We start from the raw sequence: 18662 nt of genomic DNA, 5'->3' as shown, positions 1-18662 counted from the left end.
CCCCCGCAGCATAGCCCGGACGGGGGCCAAGACCCGAGCCAATACCCTCCAGGAGCGAAAGGCCGTGCAACAGCGCGGTGTTGCACGGCCCCGAGCCGCTCCGGGCGGACGCCCGGGTCAGCCGTTCCGATCAGCCGTTGCGCTTCCAGCGCGGCTTGTCGGCACGGCGGTCGGAGGAGCGGTCGTGCGAGCGGTCGAAGGACCGGCCGCCGGTGCCGCCACGGTGGTCGTCACGGCGGGCCGGACGCTCGTCGCGGCGGTCCCGGTTGAACGGACGGTCCCCGCCGCGGTGGGCGTGGTCACGGCGCTCGAACGGACGGCCCGGACGGTCCTCACGACGGTCGTCGCGGCGGTTGAAGCCGCCACGGTCGTCACGGCGCTCGAAGGAACGGCCACCACGGTCATCGCGGCGGTTGAAGCCACCGCGGTCGTCACGGCGCTCGAAGGAACGGCCACCACGGTCATCGCGGCGGTTGAAGCCGCCACGGTCGTCACGGCGCTCGAAGGAACGGCCACCACGGTCGTCACGACGGTCCCGGCCGAAGCCACGGTCGCCGCGCTCGCCACGGTCGTCACGGCGGTTGAAGCCACCGCGGTCGTCGCGCCGGTTGAAGCCGCCACGGTCGCCCCGGTCACCACGGTCACCGCGGTCGTCACGGCGGTCGCGGCCGAAGCCACGGTCGTCGCGGCGGTCACGGCGGTCGAAGTTGCCCCGCTCGTCACGGCGGTCGTACGACGGACGGCGCGGCGCGTCGTCGGCACCGGCCGACTCGGCGGCGGGAGCCGTCGCGGGCTCGTCCGTGCGCTGCGCGGGAACGGTCGCGACGGCCTCGGCCGCCTCTCCGGACGCCTGGGCCGTGCCCGCCGCGTCGGCCGCCGGGGCCGCCTCGGTGGTGGTCACGGTCTCGCCGCGCTCACGCGCCGCGCGCACCGTCAGGCGGTCGGCCTCCTCGCGCAGCTCGGTGGCGCGCCGCTGGACCCGCTCGAGCTGCCGGGCGAGGTCCTGGACCTCACGCTCGGCCTGCTTGGCGGAGTTGGCGGCCGCCTCGGCCTGGACCTCGGTGAGCGAGCGGGCGCCGGTGATCTGGGCCACGTCCTCGTCGAACGCGCCCGCCCCGCCCACGATGTGGCGGGAGGCGTCCACGCCCGCGTCCTCCATGAGCCGGAAGATCTGGCGGCGCTGGTGCGGCAGGGCGAGCGAGACGACGGTGCCGCTCTGGCCCGCGCGGGCGGTACGGCCCGAGCGGTGCAGGTAGTCCTTGTGGTCACCGGCCGGGTCCACGTTGAGCACCAGGTCGATGCCGTCCACGTGGATGCCGCGCGCGGCGACGTCCGTCGCGACGAGCACGTTGACGTACCCGTCCTTGAAGTCGGCCAGGGTGCGGGTGCGGGCGCCCTGGGTCATACCGCCGTGCAGCGCGTCGGCCCGTACGCCCGCGTCGCAGAGCTGCTCGGCGACGCGGTCGGCGCCCAGCTGGGTCCGGACGAAGATGATGGTGCGGCCCTTGCGGGCGGCGATGGCGGCGGTGACCGGAGCCTTGTCCTTCGGCTTCACCACCAGCACGTGGTGGGTCATGGTCGAGACGGCGCCCGCGGACGGGTCGACCTCGTGGGTGACCGGGTTCACCAGGTAGCGCTTGACCAGCGTGTCGATCTCGTTCTCCAGCGTCGCGGAGAACAGCAGCCGCTGGCCGCCCTTGGGCACCAGGTCGAGGATCTCGGTGACCTCGGGCAGGAAGCCCATGTCGGCCATCTGGTCGGCCTCGTCGAGGACCGCGACCTGGACCTTGTCCAGGGAGGCGGCGCCGCGGTCGATGATGTCGCGCAGCCGGCCCGGAGTGGCGACGAGGATGTCGACACCGCGCTCCAGGGCGCTGATCTGATTGCCCATCGAGGTGCCACCGCAGACGACCTTGAGCCGGAGGCCCAGGACGTCGCCGTACGGCTGGAGCGCGTCGCTCACCTGCATCGCGAGCTCACGGGTCGGGGTGAGGATCAGACCGCGCGGACGCTTCTTCTCGGTGTGGCCGCCGGACAGCGTGGTCAGCAGCGGGAGGCCGAAGGAGAGGGTCTTGCCGGAGCCGGTGCGGCCACGGCCGAGGATGTCCTTCCCGGACAGGGCGTCGGGGATGGTCGCGGCCTGGATCGGGAAGGGCGTGGTCACGCCGTTCTGCGCCAGCTTGCGGACGATCTGCTCGGAGAGCCCGAGGTCCGCGAAGGTGATCTCGGGGGTCTTCTCGTCCTGCGGCTGGTCCTGCTGCTCCGGCTGAGCCTGCTCGGGCTGCTCGGGCTGCTCGTCGTGAGCGGGCATGACGGCGTGATCAGTGGAAACGGACATGCGAAATGCGAAACCTTCCGGAGTCTCGGCACGCGCCCAAACTCCGTGTGAGTCGCAAACAACCGCCTCAATGCGGTCAGCCACAGGATGGGAAGGAACGCGCCTCGCGGCGCACTTCAATGAGGCGCCGGGCAAATGGGATCAAACGATCTACCACCATACGCACTCCCACCCCTCAAGAGCAAATCAGCTCCCATTGTGATCCACTCGCCCGCCACCTCGGCCGATGTGTGCTCCGCGCGCGCCCAGCACGCGCTCCAGCGGGCCTCCGGCGCCGCTCCAGCGCCGCTGGAGATTTCCATCACCCCGCCGGGGCGTCCGTGGAGGCCGGCGGGGAGGTGGGCTCGGGCGGGGTGGGCTTGGGCTCGGAAGCGGTCGGCGGTGCGGTGGTGGGGTGCGGCTCCGGGGCCGGATCGGTGGGCGCGTCACCGCCCGGCTGGGGCGGCGGGGACGGCTCGGGGTGGTCCTGGGGCGAGCCGTGGTTCTTCTTCCCGGACGACGGCGTGGACGACTCCTCCGGGTCCGGCGCGTCATCCGGCGACTTCCCGCGCTTCTCGCCCTTCTTCCGCTTCTCGCCCTTCTTCCCGTCCTTCCCGTGCTTCCCGTCCCGCTCGTGATCGGGGTACGGATGGCCCTTGCCGCCCGAGCGCACCACCGAACCGCCGGACTCGTCCGTCCCGCCCTTCTGCTGTGAGCTGCGGTGCTTGTCCGGCCGCTCGGGGTCGTCCGAGATGCTCATACAGCCGCCCAGGGACATCGCCGCCACCGCGAGGCTCACCACCGCGGCGGCGCGCGCCGTCATGCGCGGCGTGCGCCCGGCGCGGGACGCGCCCCGTCCGGCGGGCGCCGGACGGCCGGTCCGGGAGGACCGGTGCGAGGGATCGTCGGTGTGGGGAGCGGGGGATCCGGGCATGCGCGGGACACCTCCAGGCCGCAGGGCTGTGACGCACTGCCCAACTGGCCCCGCCCCGCCCAGGACACGCGTCCCGGCACGGCTGGTACACGAGTGATACACGAAGCGCCGCGGCCACGGCGCGGCGCTGGCGGCGGCCCGGCCCTACGGGGCGGAGGCCGGGCCCACCGGGGCCGGGACGACGCTCAGCAGCCCGGCCGCACGGCCGGGCCGGGTCCGTCCCCCGGGCCGGCTCCGACGGCCGGACCCGGGGCGCTGCGGGCCCGCGCCGTCGCTCACCCGTAGCCGAGGGCGTGCAGCCGCTCGTCGTCGATCCCGAAGTGGTGGGCGATCTCGTGGACGACGGTCACCTCCGTCTCCTGGACCACCTCCTCCCGCGTCTCGCTCATCCGCAGCGTCGGCCCGCGGTAGATGGTGATCCGGTCCGGCAGCACGCCCGCGTACCACTCGCCCCGGTCCGTGAGCGGCGTCCCCTCGTACAACCCGAGCAGCTCGGGGTCGTCGGCCGGTGGCTCGTCCTCCACGAACACGGCGACGTTGTCCATCAGCCGGGTCAGCTCCGGCGGAATCCGGTCCAGCGCTTCGGCGACCAGTTCCTCGAACTCCTCGCGCGTCATCTCCAACACGTGGCCATTGTCGGGCAGCGGGGCCCGGAAAGGCGCGGTGCGCGGCCCACTTCGTCGAACTGCGGACGATCCCGGAAGATCCCGTCCGGCGACCGGGCCGCCTCACCCGTCCGAACACGGTGCCGGGCACCGGTCCGGGAATGCGGTCCGGGCGGCTGGGCATACGGGCCCCATGGCCCGCGATCCGCTCCGGCTGCTCCGTGCCACCGCTCAGCGCGCACGGGCCGTGGTTCCCTCCCCGTTCCGCCGCCACCGCAGCCACCCGTCCCCTTCCGCCCCCGCTGCCGCCGCCGCACGCCTCATCCGCCGCGGGCGCCCCGGCCACCCCCTCGGCCTGGATACGTCCGCCCGCCCCCGGCCGCTGGTGCGGGCCGCCGGGCTGGCCGTCGTGACCGTCATCGGGGCATGGATGGGGCTGCTGGTCGTCGGCAGTGTCCACACCTCCATCGGCCCCATGGACACACGGATGGCGCTGCGGCCCTCCTTCGTCGGCGGAACCAGGATCAATGTGTCCCCGCTGGGCGCGCTGGAGCTCGACAGCCATCACGCGCCGGTACGGCTGGACGTCGATGTGGACCGGCTGGACCCGGTCCGCTCCGAGGCGCTCGTCGATCATCCCGAGCGGCTCTCCGGCCTCCAGGAGGAGGTCGCGAGCGATGTCGCCCACGGCACCCTGGACCTCGCGGTGCGCTCCTGCACCGCCGTCGTCTTCGGCGCCACCGCGCTGGGCCTCGCGGTCTACCGGCGCCCGCGCCGGGCGCTGGCCGCCGGAGGCCTCGCGCTCTCGCTGCTCGCCGCGTCCGGCGCCGCCGCGTACGCGACCTGGAACCCGAAATCGGTGCTGGAGCCGCGCTACTCCGGACTGCTCTCCAGCGCACCGTCGGTGGTCGGCAACGCGCGCAGCATCGTCACGGAATTCGATGTCTACCAGCAGGAGTTGGCCAGGCTGGTGACCAATGTCACGCAGCTTTACGAGGTCACCTCGACGCTTCCCGCGTACCAGCCCGATCCGACGACCATGCGGGTGCTGCACATCTCGGACGTCCATCTGAACCCGGCCGCCTGGCACATCGTCGAATCGCTGGTCCGGCAGTACAAGATCAACGTGATCGTGGACACCGGCGACACGATGGATCACGGCACCGCGGCCGAGAACGGCTTCCTCGATCCGGTCTCCACACTCGGTGCGCCGTACGTCTGGGTGCGGGGCAACCACGACTCGGCGACGACCCAGCGCCACCTCGCCCGGCGCAAGAACGTCCATGTCGTCGACGACGGGAGGGTGGTCACCGTCGGCGGACTGCGGATCGCGGGCATCGGCGACCCCCAGTTCACCCCCGACCGCTCGGTCGCCGCCTCCGGCGCCGCGGCCGAGCACCGCGCGGGCGAACGGCTGGCCCGCGCCATCCGGGCCCGCGAGGCGGCGGGCGACCCGCCCGTGGACCTCGCCCTCGCCCACAACCCGGACGCGGCCCGGGAGACCGACGGCACCGTCCCGCTCGCCCTCGCCGGCCACGTCCACCACCGGCGTACGGAGGTCCTGCCGGGCGGCACCCGGCTGATGACGGAGGGCTCCACGGGCGGCAGCGGACTGCGCGCGGTGGACGACGGCGACCCCGACAAGGTCCAGGCGTCGGTCCTCTACCTGGACCGGGACACCCACCGGCTCCAGGCGTGGGACGAGATCGACCTCGGTGGGCTGGGTCTGTCGAAGGCCGAGGTCAGTCGTCATCTCCCGGCCGAGAACGCACCGGGGGCGACGTCGACACCCGCCACCGGGTAAACCGTTTTGGCGAACTTCCCCGGCATCCCATATGCTTCTCGCGTCCCCGAAAGCGCCGCCAGGCGCCCAGGTGAGCCATCGGCCCTCATCGTCTAGTGGCCCAGGACGCCGCCCTTTCAAGGCGGTAGCACGGGTTCGAATCCCGTTGGGGGCACAGATTCTCTATATCGCCGCAGGTCAGACCCCATAGCGGGGCGACCTGCGGCTTTTTTTGCATCCCTGCCCCGACGGCCCGGAGCCCCTTCTCCGCACCCTTCCACCCCCTCCCCCACCCGGCCCCGTGAGCGGTCAGAACACGCCCCGAGGTCTGATACGCTGATCCAGCGACAACGACGCGGCGGAGCCCGAAAAGGCCCCTTCCGCAAGGGTCGCGGGGAATGTGAATCCACCGAGAGAAATCCCGTTGGGAAAGCATGCCCACCCTGTGCGAGACTCGTGCTCGTACACGCAAGGTCCTGTGGAGCAGTTTGGAGTGCTCGCCACCCTGTCAAGGTGGAGGCCGCGGGTTCAAATCCCGTCAGGACCGCTGCGGCTGGGTAGCTCAGTTGGTACGAGCGTCCGCCTGAAAAGCGGAAGGTCGCCGGTTCGACCCCGGCCCCAGCCACCGCAGCCCTCATCAGGGCAAAGCCCCCTCCGGGTTCTTCCGGAGGGGGCTTCTTCGTTGTCCGTGACCGGAGTTGCCGGCGGACCGTGCGCCGCCGCGCCGGCACCGGGGCCGCGCCGTACGCTGGCGGCGTGACGCGGCTGATCGTGGCGGGCGGTGGTGGCGGGGACGCGGTCGCCGCTGCCGTACTCGACCGCGTGCTGTACCGGGTGGACGACCCCGGAGGCGAACCGGCGGTGATCCTCAGCTACTCCTGGGACCGGCTGATCGTCGATCCCTTCCCCGGACCGCGCGGCACCGCCGGATTCACCGGGCTGCGACGGCTGACGCCCCATGTGTACGCCGTGCCCGCCGACGCGGTGCCCGTACCGCCGGGCGGGGCCACACTGCCCCGGCTCGCCCGGGAGCTTCCGCACACCTTCGCGCTGATCGATCCGCACCACGGGGTCGAGGGCATGATCCGGCAGCTCGAGGAGCTGGTGGAGCGGCTGGCCCCGGACTCCGTCGATCTGCTGGACGTGGGCGGCGACATCGTGGCGCGGGGCGATGAGCCGACGTTGCGGAGTCCGCTCGGCGACGCGCTGTCGCTCGCCGCCTGCGCCCAGGCCAGCGCGGAGATCCGGCTGCTGGTCGCCGGGCCCGGGCTCGACGGGGAGATTCCGCCGGAGGTGCTGCGGGAGCGGCTGGGACCGGTGGTCCACACCCTGCGGGCGACGGAGGTCACCCCCGTCGACGGCGTCATGGAGTGGCACCCGTCGGAGGCCACCGCCATGCTCATCGCCGCCGCGCGGGGCGAACGAGGGCTGTGCGAGATCCGGGACGCCGGGCTGGCGGTGCCGCTCACCGACGGCTCCCCGGCCGTCCACGAGGCCGACCTCGACGCCGCCTTCGCACGCAATCTGCTCGCTCAGGCCATTGTCACGACCACCGGTCTGGACGAGGCCGAGCGGTACAGCCGCGAGCTCTTCGGACACTCCGAGATCGACGGCGAACGGGAGAAGGCCGCCCGGCTGGAGCGCCGCCCCGGCACCGCGCCGCCCGACCCCGACGAGGCACTGCGGCGGCTGGCCGCGTTCGAGGACGACGCCCGGGCCCGCGGGATCACCCACACCACCTTCCGCCGTCTCACCGAGGCCCTCGGAGTGCCCGGTGAGCACCGCACCGCCCTGCGCTCCTTGTTGATCGCCGCCCACCCCGAGCGGTACGCCGCTCCCCTGTGGCGGCTCTGAGCACCGCGCGGTTTTCTTCCGATGATCGGAATGGGGTACAGTTGATCTCGCAACGCCGCCCCAGCGGGCGGGGTTTGATGCGTCGGTCGTCTAAGGAAAGATGCTCGTCTCCAAACGAGAGATGTAGGTGCAAGGCCTGCTCGGCGCTCCAGTGAAGATCCCCCTCTGACAGCAGAGGGGGATCTTCTGTTTTCACAGCACCCCTCCGCCGCGCCGTCACCCCGTGCGCGACGGACGCTCCGGGGTCGCCCTCGGCGGCCGTCCGCCCGGGTGCCGGTAGCGCCAGCCCCAGAAGACCGCCGCCGAGAGCACGCACCACCCGGCGAGCACCAGGAAGGGGAACGCGTGCTGATGCTCGCCGAAGTAGACCGCGGTGTGCTGGGCGTTCACCGAGGCGCCCGGCGGCAGCCAGCGGCCGATCCGGCCCAGGAGGGACGGCAGCAGGGGCCAGGAGACCGCGCCGCCCGAGGAGGGGTTGCCCAGCAGCACCATCAGCCCCCAGGTCGGGATCAGCGCCCAGCGCCCGAAGAGCACGTTGAACATCGAGAAGACCAGCCCTGACGTGAACATCGTCAGGGCCAGGATCGACCAGGACTCCAGGAACGGGAGGTCCAGCGTGCCCAGCCCCCAGTCCACGACGGCCGCGATGGCGAAGCCGCCGAGCAGCGAGTACGCGATCATGAAGCCGACGCGTTCGGCCGGTCCGAGCCCGGCGGCGTTCACACTGAGCTGGATCGCGCCCAGGAAGCCGATGATCACCGCGGCGAGCGTGATGTAGAAGATCGCGAGGCCGCGCGGATCGCCCTCCTGGAGCGGTTTGAGGTCCCTGACCCGGACCGGTACGTCCACCGCCCGGCCCACCTTGTCCGCGGCCGAGGTGAGCACCTCGGCGACGGAGGCGCCCGCCGCGGCGGAGACGTCCAGCTCGACGACGTGGTCGTGCACCCGCAGCACGGCGAAGACCTTCTGTTCCTCCACGGCCCAGCGGGCGGCGCCGAACGAGGGGTACTCATGCAGCCGGAGCGAGGCGTTGAGCGCCCGCTCCATCCCGCCGATGAACTCCATCCGCGAGACGTCGCCCCGGTCGCTGGGGATCACCGCGGTGGGGATCTGGCGCGGGGTGGGGTTGGCGAACGCGTAGGTGTACGAGCCCGCGAAGAGACCCGCGCCCGCCGAGATGATCAGCACGATGACGGCGGCCGGGAGATACACCGAATGCCTGAAGCGCTCCCAGACCGATGACGCGGCCCCCGTCCCGGCCCCGGCCCCGCCCGCGGAGCGCGGCCGCCGCCCGGGGTCCGGACCTCCCGACCTGTCCGCTGTGTCATCCGCCATGCGCTCACGCTAAAGCGGCATCCCGGGCATAGCTCGCAACACGGCCTGAAGAGAAATGGTTCGCCAGCCGATTTCCGGAGGTGAGATCCTGGGGTCTGTATGTCCACCACGCCTGCCCCCGCCCTGCCCGCCCTGCTGGAGCGGCTCCCCGAGCTCATGCTGCGTGACCAGCAGCGGCTGGGTCGCCGGCTCGACGGCGCGCGCCGGATCCGCAAGACCGAGGCCCGTACGGCCGTCCTCGGCGAGATCGCCCAGGAGGTCGAGCGCGCCGAGCTGCGGGTCGCGGACCGCCGGGCGGCCGTACCGGACGTCACCTATCCGGAAGAACTGCCGGTCAGCCAGAAGAAGGACGACATCCTGGCCGCCGTGCGCGATCACCAGGTGGTGATCGTCGCGGGTGAGACCGGCTCCGGCAAGACCACCCAGATCCCCAAGATCTGTCTGGAGCTGGGACGCGGGGTGAAGGGGCTCATCGGCCACACCCAGCCCCGGCGTATCGCCGCCCGTACGGTCGCCGAGCGCATCGCCGAGGAGATCGGGACGCCGCTGGGCGAATCGGTCGGCTGGAAGGTCCGCTTCACCGACCAGGTGAGCCAGGACACCCACATCAAGCTGATGACCGACGGCATCCTGCTCGCGGAGATCCAGACCGACCGTGAGCTGCGCCAGTACGACACGATCATCATCGACGAGGCGCATGAGCGCAGCCTCAACATCGACTTCCTGCTCGGCTACCTCGCCCAGTTGCTCCCCCGCCGCCCCGACCTCAAGGTCGTGATCACCTCCGCGACCATCGACCCCGAGCGCTTCTCCCGCCATTTCGGCGAGGCGCCGATCGTCGAGGTCAGCGGGCGTACGTATCCGGTCGAGGTGCGTTACCGGCCGCTGCTGGAGGAGGGCGGCGAGGACAGCGACCGCGACCAGATCACCGCGATCTGCGACGCGGTCGACGAGCTCCAGGCCGAGGGCCCGGGCGACATCCTGGTCTTCCTCTCCGGTGAGCGGGAGATCAGGGACACCGCCGACGCGCTGAACAAGAAGCGGCTGCGGTCCACCGAGGTGCTGCCGCTGTACGCGCGGCTGTCCCACGCCGAGCAGCACCGGGTCTTCCAGCGGCACACCGGCAGACGGATCGTGCTGGCCACCAACGTGGCGGAGACCTCCCTGACCGTCCCCGGCATCCGCTATGTGATCGACCCGGGCACCGCCCGGATCTCCCGCTACAGCCACCGCACCAAGGTCCAGCGGCTGCCGATCGAACCGGTCTCGCAGGCCAGCGCCAACCAGCGCAAGGGCCGTTGCGGCCGTACCAGCGACGGCATCTGCGTCCGGCTGTACTCCGAGGACGACTTCCTCACCCGCCCGGAGTTCACCGACGCCGAGATCCTGCGGACCAACCTCGCCTCCGTCATCCTCCAGATGACCGCCGCCGGGCTGGGCGACATCGAGAAGTTCCCGTTCATCGACCCGCCGGACCGGCGCAACATCAAGGACGGCGTCCAGCTCCTGGAGGAGCTGCACGCGCTGGACGGCGCGCAGAAGGATCCGCGGAAGCGGCTGACCACGGTCGGCCGCAAGCTGGCCCAGCTCCCCGTGGACCCGCGGCTGGCCCGGATGGTGCTGGAGGCGGACCGCAACGGCTGTGTGCGCGAGGTCATGGTGATCGCGGCGGCGCTGTCGATCCAGGACCCGCGCGAACGCCCCTCCGACAAACAGCAGCAGGCCGACCAGCAGCACGCCCGCTTCAAGGACGAGTCGAGCGACTTCCTGGCCTTCCTCAACCTGTGGAAGTACATCCGGGAGCGGCAGCGGGAGCTGTCCTCGTCCGCGTTCCGCCGGATGTGCCGTCAGGAATTCCTCAACTACCTGCGGATACGCGAGTGGCAGGACATCTACAGCCAGCTCCGCACGGTCGCGAAGACCATGGACATCCAGCTCTCCGAGCAGGACGCGGCGCCGGACCACATCCATCAGTCGCTGCTGTCCGGGCTGCTGTCGCACATCGGGCTCAAGGATGCCGAGAAGAACGAGTACGTGGGCGCGCGCAGCGCCAAGTTCGCGGTCTTCCCCGGATCGGCGCTGTTCAAGAAGCCGCCGCGCTGGGTGATGTCGGCCGAGCTGGTGGAGACCTCCCGGCTCTGGGCGCGGGTCAACGCGAAGATCGAGCCCGAGTGGATCGAACCGCTCGCCGAGCACCTGATCAAGCGCACATACAGCGAACCGCACTGGGAGCAGAAGCAGGCCGCGGTGATGGCGTACGAGCGGGTCACGCTCTACGGCGTGCCGATCGTGGCCCAGCGGAAGGTCAACTACGGCCGGATCGACCCGGAGACCTGCCGTGATCTGTTCATCCGCAATGCCCTGGTCGAGGGCGACTGGCGCACCCACCACCAGTTCTTCCACGACAACCGGAAGCTGCTGGGCGAGGTGGAGGAGCTGGAGCACCGGGCCCGCCGCCGCGACATCCTGGTGGACGACGAGACCCTCTTCGACTTCTACGAGCAGCGCATCCCCGAACACGTGGTGTCCGGAGCGCACTTCGACTCCTGGTGGAAGCACAAGCGGCGCGAGGAGCCGGAGCTTCTCAACTTCGAGAAGTCGATGCTCATCAACGAGCGGGCACAGGACGTCACCAAGGACGCCTATCCGGACTCCTGGCGGCAGGGAAACCTCAAGTTCCGGGTGACGTACCAGTTCGAGCCGGGCGCGGACGCGGACGGGGTGACCGTCCACATCCCGCTCCAGGTGCTCAACCAGGTCACCGCGGACGGGTTCGACTGGCAGATCCCGGGGCTGCGCGAGGACCTGGCGACCGAGCTGATCCGGTCGCTGCCCAAGCCGGTGCGGCGCAACTACGTCCCGGCGCCCAACTACGCCCAGCGCTTCCTGGAAAGCGCTGTCCCCCTCCAGGAGCCGCTGACCACCGCCCTCGGGCGGGAGCTCCAGCGGATGGTGGGCGTACGGATCGAGCCGGAGGACTGGGACCGGTCGAAGGTCCCGGACCATCTGAAGATCACCTTCCGGGTGGTCGACGAACGGCGCCGCAAGCTGGCCGAGGACAAGGACCTGGAGGTGCTCAAGCAGCGGCTGAAGCCGAAGACCCGGGCCGCGATCTCCAAGGCGTTCGAGTCCTCGAAGGAGGCCGTCGGCATCGAGCAGCGCGGCGGGCTGACCTCATGGACGGTCGGCTCCCTGCCGCGCACCTTCGAGACCCGCCGCGGGGGCCAGCCGGTCAAGGCGTATCCGGCGCTGGTGGACGAGGGCGCCTCGGTGGCGCTGCGGCTCTTCGACACCGAGCCCGAGCAGCGGCAGGCGATGTGGCGGGGCACCCGCCGGCTGATCCTGCTCCAGCTGCCGTCCAGCCCGGCCAAGTTCGTCCAGGGGAAGCTGACCAACCAGGCCAAGCTGGCACTCTCCAGCAGCCCGCACGGCAGCATCGCGGCGCTCTTCGAGGACTGCGTCTCCGCGGCCGCCGACCGGCTCATCGCGGCGCGCGGCGGGCCGGCATGGGACGAGGAGTCGTTCCGCAAACTCTTCGACGCGGTCCGGGCCGATATCGCGGACGCCACGCTGGACACCGTCCGGAAGGTGCAGGAGGTGCTGGCGGCCTGGCAGTCGTGCGAGCGGCGGCTGAAGGCCACCACGAGCCCGGTGCTGCTGTCGTCCGTCCAGGACGTCCGGGAGCAGCTCTCACGGCTGGTCTCACCGGGTTTCGTGACCGCCCACGGGGTGCGCCGCCTCCCGGACCTGATGCGCTACCTGGTGGCCGTGGACCGGCGGCTCCAGCAGCTCCCGGGCAACGCCGAGCGGGACCGCACCCGGATGGCCAAGGTGCACGAGATGCAGGACGAGTACGCCTGGCTGCTGGAGCAGTTCCCGGCGGGGCGTCCGGTGCCCCAGGAGGCGCTGGAGATCCGCTGGATGATCGAGGAGCTGCGGGTGAGCTACTTCGCCCACGCCCTGGGCACCGCCTATCCGGTCTCCGACAAGCGCATCGTGAAGGCGGTCGACGCGGCGGCTCCGTGAGCCCGGGGCCGTACGGCGGGCGCGGGCCCGCCACGCGGCTCCCAGGGCCCTTCAGGGGCCGCTGGAGCGGCCGCCCGGGTGGCCGCGGGAGGCCGCGGGACGGGCGTTCCGCGGCGGTTTCCCGGGGCGGCGAGGGCCCGTCGGCCGCCCGCCGGGAACGAGTTCGACCGCACCCCCTGACCTGCTGTAGAGTCTGGGACGCAAGCGCACACCAGCGCGGCGCACACGGCCAGTCCGTAGGCGTCACTGTTGGTCCTGTGGAGCAGTTTGGAGTGCTCGCCACCCTGTCAAGGTGGAGGCCGCGGGTTCAAATCCCGTCAGGACCGCATCGCAGAAGGCCCGGATCCCCAGTGGATCCGGGCCTTTTGGCATCTTGACTGCCCCCCGCGGCCGGAGGTACCCAGGTCAGGAAGGTGTGTGGGGGCGCGCGGGAGGTGCGGCGTATGACGGCGTCCGCAAAACATGAGACGAGGGCGCTGCTGCGCGCCCATCTGGCGGCCTCGACGGGCTACCGCCATCTGACCCGGCACTGCCCGATCTGCCATCGGCTGCTGCGGCTGGCGATGGAGCCGACGGCGGCCGGTGAGGCACGGGATGCGGTCCGGGAGGAGCCGCCGGCTCCGGCGGACCCGGCGGCGCGGGAGCCCGGCCGAGAAGCGGAGTCTTCAGCTCCGTCCTCAACTCGGTAAGCCCTTACCGCAGTTGCCCATTACCGCAGCGGTAAGGGCAGAAACAAGTACCCAATAGTGTGACGGGAGTCACCGCATGGGTTTCCGTCGGGGCGGAACTTATGCCCCGCTCACAACGGGTCAATTTAATATGTGCAATTGCACCCTCTGTCCGAGGCGCCGCCGGAGCCCCTCCGGGACCGCCCGACCGGCCCGGACCGGCACCCCCCGGGAGGGTGCGACGACACTCGGCGACACCTCCGGGAGACCCATCATCCCCCGGTCCGCAACCCCGCCTCGGGGCCTCCGGGGTACCGGGAAGCGGACACAAAAAAGATCGCGCTGGACCCGGCGGAGTCCAGCGCGATCGACGACGCACCCATGTCGAGCGGTGATTGGCCTGTTGGGGCAGGCACCCGTCGTGTGGAGCCATTACAGGCGAAAACCGGGCTGGGGGGCCCGGAAATGCCCGGTTATGCGGTTGTTCAGGCCTCGCTGCGCTGCTGCGGGATGCCCGCCAGAAGTGCACGGACCTCCGCTTCGCGGTAGCGCCGATGCCCTCCGAGCGTGCGGATGGACGTGAGCTTGCCTGCCTTCGCCCAGCGCGTGACCGTCTTCGGGTCCACGCGGAACATCGTGGCAACCTCAGCCGGGGTCAGCAGCGGCTCGGCATCAGGGGTGCGAGCGGTCATGAGCGGCCTCCTCGGGAGAACCGAACCATCACGGTTCTTTCCTCTAAATTCTGCACCTTGACCCACGTTGCCCGAAATGGCAGACGCGGGCCGAGTCGGTTATAGGACGAACGGCTTGTCCTCGGCACTACAACTACACCATCTGTCCAGCCCCGTCGGCCAAACCGATGGAATTGCCCTCTCAGGTGTTCAACCTCGACGGAAGCCGATGGACCATGCCATAACGGACAGTCACGCGTCCGTGACGATCAGTCACAACAGGATCAGGGGGCACCAGATCCATCAAGGAGTGCAATACCGAAGAATCCGCCCATACTTAGGCGGAAGGAGCCCTTCCCGGACTCCTTGTCCTATTTTGACACGAGGGTGGGGGATTGCCGCAAGGCCCGAAGTCAGTGCTTTAGGTCACGATTGAGGCAATGGCCCGGATCGGGACCATCGTCCCCATGTACTCTCCGGCCCGGCCCGCGTTCAACTCGCGTGCTGCCGTCCGCGTACATCGGTCCACCGGTCGGTCAGCCGCTCATAGACGCTTCCCGCCCGCTCCCCGTCGCCGTCGCGCAGCGCCGCGAGCCCTTCGGCCACGTCCGCGGCCGAGCGGTCGTCCTCCAGATGTCCGGCGGGCAGCGCGTGCACCAGACCGCCGTAGTCCAGCTCGACCAGGGACCGGGGGTGGAATTCCTCGAGCCACCGGCCGACATCCATCAGGCCGTCGATCAGCGGTCCCTCACCGAGGGATTCCTTCAGTACTTTAAGGCCACGCGCGACCCGCCTCCTGGCCTGGACCATTGGGGTCCGGTAGCGCATCAGCGGACCGCCGTCACCCTTGGTGTACTCGCGCTCACCGTCCGCGAAGAGCACGAACCAGCGCACCGGAACGTGCCAGGTCGCGGTGCGGATCCAGGGCCGGGCGTCCGGGTTGCGCTCCAGCCACTGCTCGTAGTCGGAGGCCGCCTGGCGCCGCACCACCGGGGGCAGCACCGCGTCCAGCAGCGGACCCGGGAGCTGCTCGGACAGCTCCTCCAGGGCCAGCCAGCCGCGCAGCCGCGTCCGCCAGGGGCAGACGCAGGTGACGCCGTCCACGACCGCCACGAAGGCGTCCGCGCTCTCGTGCACGGGCACCGCGACCGGGGGCACCGGCAGCAGATCGGCCAGTGAGCGGCGCAGCTCGTCCTGCGCGCCCGGGATGTCGTCCCGTTTGGCATAGCGCGCCCAGTGCGACCGCTCCGGCTCGGGAAAAGCAGCCAGTGGTTCATAGACCCGGAGATACGCCGCATACGGGACAATCACCGAAGACGCCAAGGTCACTCGCGCTCCCTCAAGGCTGAGACCACCGCCAGGAGTTGTCTGCACCCGGCTGACCGCATCGTCCCATGACCGCCATGCGGACTCGTCGTGGACATGAGCGATCCGCCGGCCGCCCAGGGCTTACCCTCTTGCCCATCGGCCCTCCCCACCAGCAAGGAGGGCATCTACCCCGACCTATGGGAGTCACCACCGTGACCGACGTACGTCACACCGTCAGCGCCGACGGTCCGACGGTAAGTCGCGTGCCGAACCCTCTGACCCCGCTCTCGATACTGTTCCGGTCCGACCTGGGCGGACATGAGCAGGTCCTGCTCTGCCAGGACCGGGAGAGCGGTCTGAAGGCCGTCATCGCCATCCACTCCACCGCCCTGGGCCCGGCCCTGGGCGGCACCCGTTTCCATGCCTACGGCTCCGAGGAGAACCCCGAGGAAGCGGCGGTCCTCGACGCGCTCAACCTCGCCCGCGGCATGTCCTACAAGAACGCGCTGGCCGGTCTCGACCACGGTGGCGGCAAGGCAGTGATCCTCGGCGATCCCGATGAGATCAAGACCGAGGCCCTGCTGCTGGCCTACGGACGCTTCGTGGCCTCCCTCGGCGGCCGTTACGTGACCGCCTGCGATGTCGGCACCTATGTCTCCGACATGGACGTGGTCTCCCGCGAGTGCCCCTGGACCACCGGCCGCTCGCCCGAGAACGGCGGCGCCGGCGACTCCTCCGTGCTCACCGCCTTCGGTGTCTTCCAGGGCATGCGGGCCAGCGCCCAGGCGTCCTGGGGCGCGCCCACCCTGAGCGGCCGCCGGGTCGGTATCGCGGGCGTCGGCAAGGTCGGCCACCACCTGGTGGAGCACCTCCTCGTGGACGGCGCCGAGGTCGTGGTGACCGATGTGCGCAACGAGTCGGTCGACCAGGTGCTGGCCCGTCACCCGCGGGTCCAGGCCGTCCCCGACACCGACGCGCTGATCCGCGCGGACCTCGATGTGTACGCGCCCTGCGCGCTCGGCGGCGCGCTCGACGACGACACGGTGCCGGTGCTGACCGCGAAGGTGGTGTGCGGAGCGGCCAACAACCAGCTCGCGCACCCGGGTGTGGAGAAGGACCTCGCCGACCGCGGGATCCTCTACGCACCGGACTACGTGGTGAACGCGGGTGGCGTGATCCAGGTGGCCGACGAGTTGCACGGTTTCGACTTCGACCGGGCGAAGGCCAAGGCCGCCAAGATCTTCGATACGACTTTGGCCATATTCGATCGGGCAAAGACCGACGGCATTCCGCCCGCCGCGGCCGCCGACCGTCTGGCGGAGCACCGGATGGCCGAGGGCCGCGCAAGCGCCTGAGGGTCCGGGAAAGCGCTGGGAAGCCGCTGAGGACCGCCCGGACAGGCCGTGCGGGGTCCTTCGGGACGGATACGCGCGGGGCCGCGAGAGCCCCCGCGGAGCCGTCGACGAGAGATCCCTCACGGCCCGTCGGCGGGTCGGCGCACAAGACGCGTTAAAATCGCAGCTGACCAGCGGGGAAAGGGCTCCCCGACGGTCATGCCTCGTGGCACGTCATGCGGGCGACGTACCGTATGGCCACAGAAGCAGGTACCGTTGAAGCCCTACGGACCGGTCTCTCCCAGGGGAGTCCGCTCCAAGTGATGAACGTGAACGCGTGTCAAGACTCTGGGGCCGTCGAGCCCCGTCGTTGAGGGGGTCGAGCCATGGGGCGCGGCCGGGCCAAGGCCAAGCAGACGAAGGTCGCCCGCCAGCTGAAGTACAACAGCGGTGGGACTGACCTCTCACGCCTGGCCGAGGAGCTGGGCGCATCGACATCGAGCCAGCCGCCGAATGGCGAGCCGTTCGAGGACGATGAGCTGGACGACGACCCGTACGCACAGTACGCGGATCTGTACAACGACGATGAGGACGAGGACGACGAACAGTCGGATCCGTCCCCGCAGCGTCGCCGCGCCTGAACCACTCGTTCCAGGCGTCCGGCTTTTCGCCGCACCTCCGCCGGTCCGGGGCCCTCGCCTCGGACCGGCTTCTGTGCTGCCCGCGCAGTGCGCGGGGCCCGCTCAGCTCGCGTAGTCACCGGTCAGCGTCACCGCTTCGGTCTCGCCTGCCGCGCGGTCGAGGATCTCGCCGCTGACCCAGGCGTCCATCCCGCGGTCCGCGCATGTGGCCAGTGCCACATCCACCGACTCGGCAGGGACGACGGCCATCATGCCGACGCCCATGTTGAGGGTCTTCTCCAGCTCCAGCCGCTCGACCGAACCGGCCTCGCCCACCAGCCCGAACACCGGACCCGGGGTCCAGGTCGAACGGTCGACCACCGCGCGCAGGCCGTCCGGGATCACCCGGGCCAGGTTGCTGGCCAGCCCGCCGCCGGTGATGTGCGAGAAGGCGTGCACCTCGGTGGTGCGGGTCAGGGCCAGACAGTCCAGCGCATAGATCCGGGTGGGCTCGAGCAGTTCCTCGCCGAGGGTGCGGCCCAACTCCGGCACCTCGCGGTCGAGCGTCCAGCCGGCCTTGTCGAAGAGCACATGACGGACCAGTGAGTACCCGTTCGAGTGAAGTCCGGAGGACTTCATGGCGATGACGACATCACCCGTTCGGATACGGTCCGCGCCCAGCACCCGGTCGGCCTCGACCACGCCCGTACCGGCACCGGCGACATCGAAGTCATCGGCGGCCAGCAGCCCGGGGTGCTCGGCGGTCTCGCCGCCCACCAGGGCGCAGCCCGCGAGCGAGCAGCCCTCGGCGATGCCCTTGACGATGGCGGCGACCCGCTCGGGGTAGACCTTGCCGACGCAGATGTAGTCGGTCATGAACAGCGGCTCGGCGCCGCACACCACGAGGTCGTCGACGACCATGCCGACCAGGTCGTGGCCGATGGTGTCGTAGACGCCCATTCGGCGCGCGATGTCCACCTTGGTGCCCACGCCATCGGTGGCGGAGGCCAGCAGCGGACGCTCGTAGCGGGCCAGCGCGGAGGCGTCGAAGAGTCCGGCGAACCCGCCGAGACCGCCCACGACCTCGGGTCGGGACGCCTTCTTCACCCACTCCTTCATGAGCTCGACGGCGCGGTCGCCCGCCTCGATGTCGACGCCCGCGGCGGCGTAGGTGGACCCGAACTCGGACCGGGGTGTCATGGCGTTG

General features: G+C 70.7%; 13 protein-coding genes and 4 tRNA genes. 10 read left to right on the top strand and 7 right to left on the bottom strand.

Annotation, left to right across the window (positions count from 1 at the left end; genetic code table 11):
- Nucleotides 1-130: 130 nt before the first annotated feature.
- From NMK44_RS19590 to NMK44_RS19580, 3 genes are all read right to left on the bottom strand, one after another.
- Nucleotides 131-2338: a DEAD/DEAH box helicase gene (locus NMK44_RS19590; RefSeq protein WP_254744836.1), complete on the bottom strand. Its 2208-nt coding sequence runs from the start codon at nucleotides 2336-2338 to the stop codon at nucleotides 131-133.
- Nucleotides 2339-2639: 301 nt separating this feature from the next.
- Nucleotides 2640-3251: a hypothetical protein gene (locus tag NMK44_RS19585; RefSeq protein ID WP_254744834.1), complete on the bottom strand. Its 612-nt coding sequence runs from the start codon at nucleotides 3249-3251 to the stop codon at nucleotides 2640-2642.
- Between the two features lie 275 nt (nucleotides 3252-3526).
- A complete protein-coding gene (locus tag NMK44_RS19580; RefSeq protein WP_254744832.1) occupies nucleotides 3527-3877 on the bottom strand; it encodes a metallopeptidase family protein in 351 nt (116 codons plus the stop codon).
- A gap of 172 nt (nucleotides 3878-4049) precedes the next feature.
- Between NMK44_RS19580 and NMK44_RS19575 the strand changes: the two genes are divergently transcribed.
- From NMK44_RS19575 to NMK44_RS19555, 5 genes are all read left to right on the top strand, one after another.
- Nucleotides 4050-5660 (top strand): metallophosphoesterase family protein, encoded by a 1611-nt coding sequence (locus NMK44_RS19575; RefSeq protein ID WP_254744830.1) that lies wholly within the window; start codon nucleotides 4050-4052, stop codon nucleotides 5658-5660.
- Between the two features lie 81 nt (nucleotides 5661-5741).
- Nucleotides 5742-5814 (top strand) — tRNA-Glu (locus tag NMK44_RS19570).
- 297 nt (nucleotides 5815-6111) lie between these two features.
- A tRNA-Asp gene (locus NMK44_RS19565) sits at nucleotides 6112-6186 on the top strand.
- Between the two features lie 4 nt (nucleotides 6187-6190).
- Nucleotides 6191-6264 (top strand) — tRNA-Phe (locus tag NMK44_RS19560).
- 131 nt (nucleotides 6265-6395) lie between these two features.
- Nucleotides 6396-7493: a DUF1152 domain-containing protein gene (locus tag NMK44_RS19555; protein WP_254744828.1), complete on the top strand. Its 1098-nt coding sequence runs from the start codon at nucleotides 6396-6398 to the stop codon at nucleotides 7491-7493.
- 216 nt (nucleotides 7494-7709) lie between these two features.
- On the opposite strand, the gene NMK44_RS19550 is transcribed toward NMK44_RS19555, so the two are convergent.
- Nucleotides 7710-8828 carry an ABC transporter permease gene (locus tag NMK44_RS19550; protein ID WP_254744826.1) on the bottom strand — a complete coding sequence of 373 codons (1119 nt, stop codon included), beginning with the start codon at nucleotides 8826-8828 and terminating at the stop codon, nucleotides 7710-7712.
- A gap of 99 nt (nucleotides 8829-8927) precedes the next feature.
- Between NMK44_RS19550 and hrpA the strand changes: the two genes are divergently transcribed.
- From hrpA to NMK44_RS19535, 3 genes are all read left to right on the top strand, one after another.
- Nucleotides 8928-12854, top strand: coding sequence for an ATP-dependent RNA helicase HrpA (gene hrpA / locus NMK44_RS19545; RefSeq protein ID WP_254744823.1), 3927 nt, complete (start codon nucleotides 8928-8930; stop codon nucleotides 12852-12854).
- 251 nt (nucleotides 12855-13105) lie between these two features.
- A tRNA-Asp gene (locus tag NMK44_RS19540) sits at nucleotides 13106-13180 on the top strand.
- A 117-nt stretch (nucleotides 13181-13297) separates the two neighbouring features.
- Entirely contained in the window at nucleotides 13298-13543 is a 246-nt protein-coding gene (locus NMK44_RS19535; RefSeq protein WP_254744821.1) for a DUF6274 family protein, read from the top strand.
- A 464-nt stretch (nucleotides 13544-14007) separates the two neighbouring features.
- On the opposite strand, the gene bldC is transcribed toward NMK44_RS19535, so the two are convergent.
- Both bldC and NMK44_RS19525 read right to left on the bottom strand, forming a co-directional pair.
- Nucleotides 14008-14214, bottom strand: a complete 207-nt coding sequence (gene bldC / locus NMK44_RS19530) for a developmental transcriptional regulator BldC (RefSeq protein WP_003949541.1) — start codon at nucleotides 14212-14214, stop codon at nucleotides 14008-14010.
- 471 nt (nucleotides 14215-14685) lie between these two features.
- Nucleotides 14686-15522: a DUF8083 family protein gene (locus NMK44_RS19525; RefSeq protein WP_254744819.1), complete on the bottom strand. Its 837-nt coding sequence runs from the start codon at nucleotides 15520-15522 to the stop codon at nucleotides 14686-14688.
- A gap of 176 nt (nucleotides 15523-15698) precedes the next feature.
- On the opposite strand from NMK44_RS19525, the gene NMK44_RS19520 reads away from it, so the two are divergent.
- Both NMK44_RS19520 and NMK44_RS19515 read left to right on the top strand, forming a co-directional pair.
- Nucleotides 15699-16856, top strand: a complete 1158-nt coding sequence (locus NMK44_RS19520; RefSeq protein ID WP_254744817.1) for a Leu/Phe/Val dehydrogenase — start codon at nucleotides 15699-15701, stop codon at nucleotides 16854-16856.
- A 365-nt stretch (nucleotides 16857-17221) separates the two neighbouring features.
- Nucleotides 17222-17476, top strand: a complete 255-nt coding sequence (locus tag NMK44_RS19515) for a DUF3073 domain-containing protein (RefSeq protein WP_176181587.1) — start codon at nucleotides 17222-17224, stop codon at nucleotides 17474-17476.
- A 102-nt stretch (nucleotides 17477-17578) separates the two neighbouring features.
- Here the strand turns inward: NMK44_RS19515 and purM are convergent, their stop codons facing one another.
- Nucleotides 17579-18655 (bottom strand): phosphoribosylformylglycinamidine cyclo-ligase, encoded by a 1077-nt coding sequence (purM, locus tag NMK44_RS19510; RefSeq protein WP_254744815.1) that lies wholly within the window; start codon nucleotides 18653-18655, stop codon nucleotides 17579-17581.
- Nucleotides 18656-18662 lie beyond the last annotated feature (7 nt).

It is taken from the genome of Streptomyces cucumeris (assembly GCF_024295805.1).
Taxonomy (GTDB): Bacteria; Actinomycetota; Actinomycetes; order Streptomycetales; family Streptomycetaceae; genus Streptomyces; species Streptomyces cucumeris.
This window is presented reverse-complemented; position numbering and strand designations above follow the sequence as displayed.

Coding starts and splice junctions, on each gene's coding strand:
- NMK44_RS19590 (WP_254744836.1), bottom strand. CDS start 2,338: ATGTCCGTTTCCACTGATCACGCCGTCATGCCCGCTCACGACGAGCAG.
- NMK44_RS19585 (WP_254744834.1), bottom strand. CDS start 3,251: ATGCCCGGATCCCCCGCTCCCCACACCGACGATCCCTCGCACCGGTCC.
- NMK44_RS19575 (WP_254744830.1), top strand. CDS start 4,050: ATGGCCCGCGATCCGCTCCGGCTGCTCCGTGCCACCGCTCAGCGCGCA.
- NMK44_RS19550 (WP_254744826.1), bottom strand. CDS start 8,828: ATGGCGGATGACACAGCGGACAGGTCGGGAGGTCCGGACCCCGGGCGG.
- hrpA (WP_254744823.1), top strand. CDS start 8,928: ATGTCCACCACGCCTGCCCCCGCCCTGCCCGCCCTGCTGGAGCGGCTC.
- NMK44_RS19535 (WP_254744821.1), top strand. CDS start 13,298: ATGACGGCGTCCGCAAAACATGAGACGAGGGCGCTGCTGCGCGCCCAT.
- bldC (WP_003949541.1), bottom strand. CDS start 14,214: ATGACCGCTCGCACCCCTGATGCCGAGCCGCTGCTGACCCCGGCTGAG.
- NMK44_RS19520 (WP_254744817.1), top strand. CDS start 15,699: ATGGGAGTCACCACCGTGACCGACGTACGTCACACCGTCAGCGCCGAC.
- NMK44_RS19515 (WP_176181587.1), top strand. CDS start 17,222: ATGGGGCGCGGCCGGGCCAAGGCCAAGCAGACGAAGGTCGCCCGCCAG.
- purM (WP_254744815.1), bottom strand. CDS start 18,655: ATGACACCCCGGTCCGAGTTCGGGTCCACCTACGCCGCCGCGGGCGTC.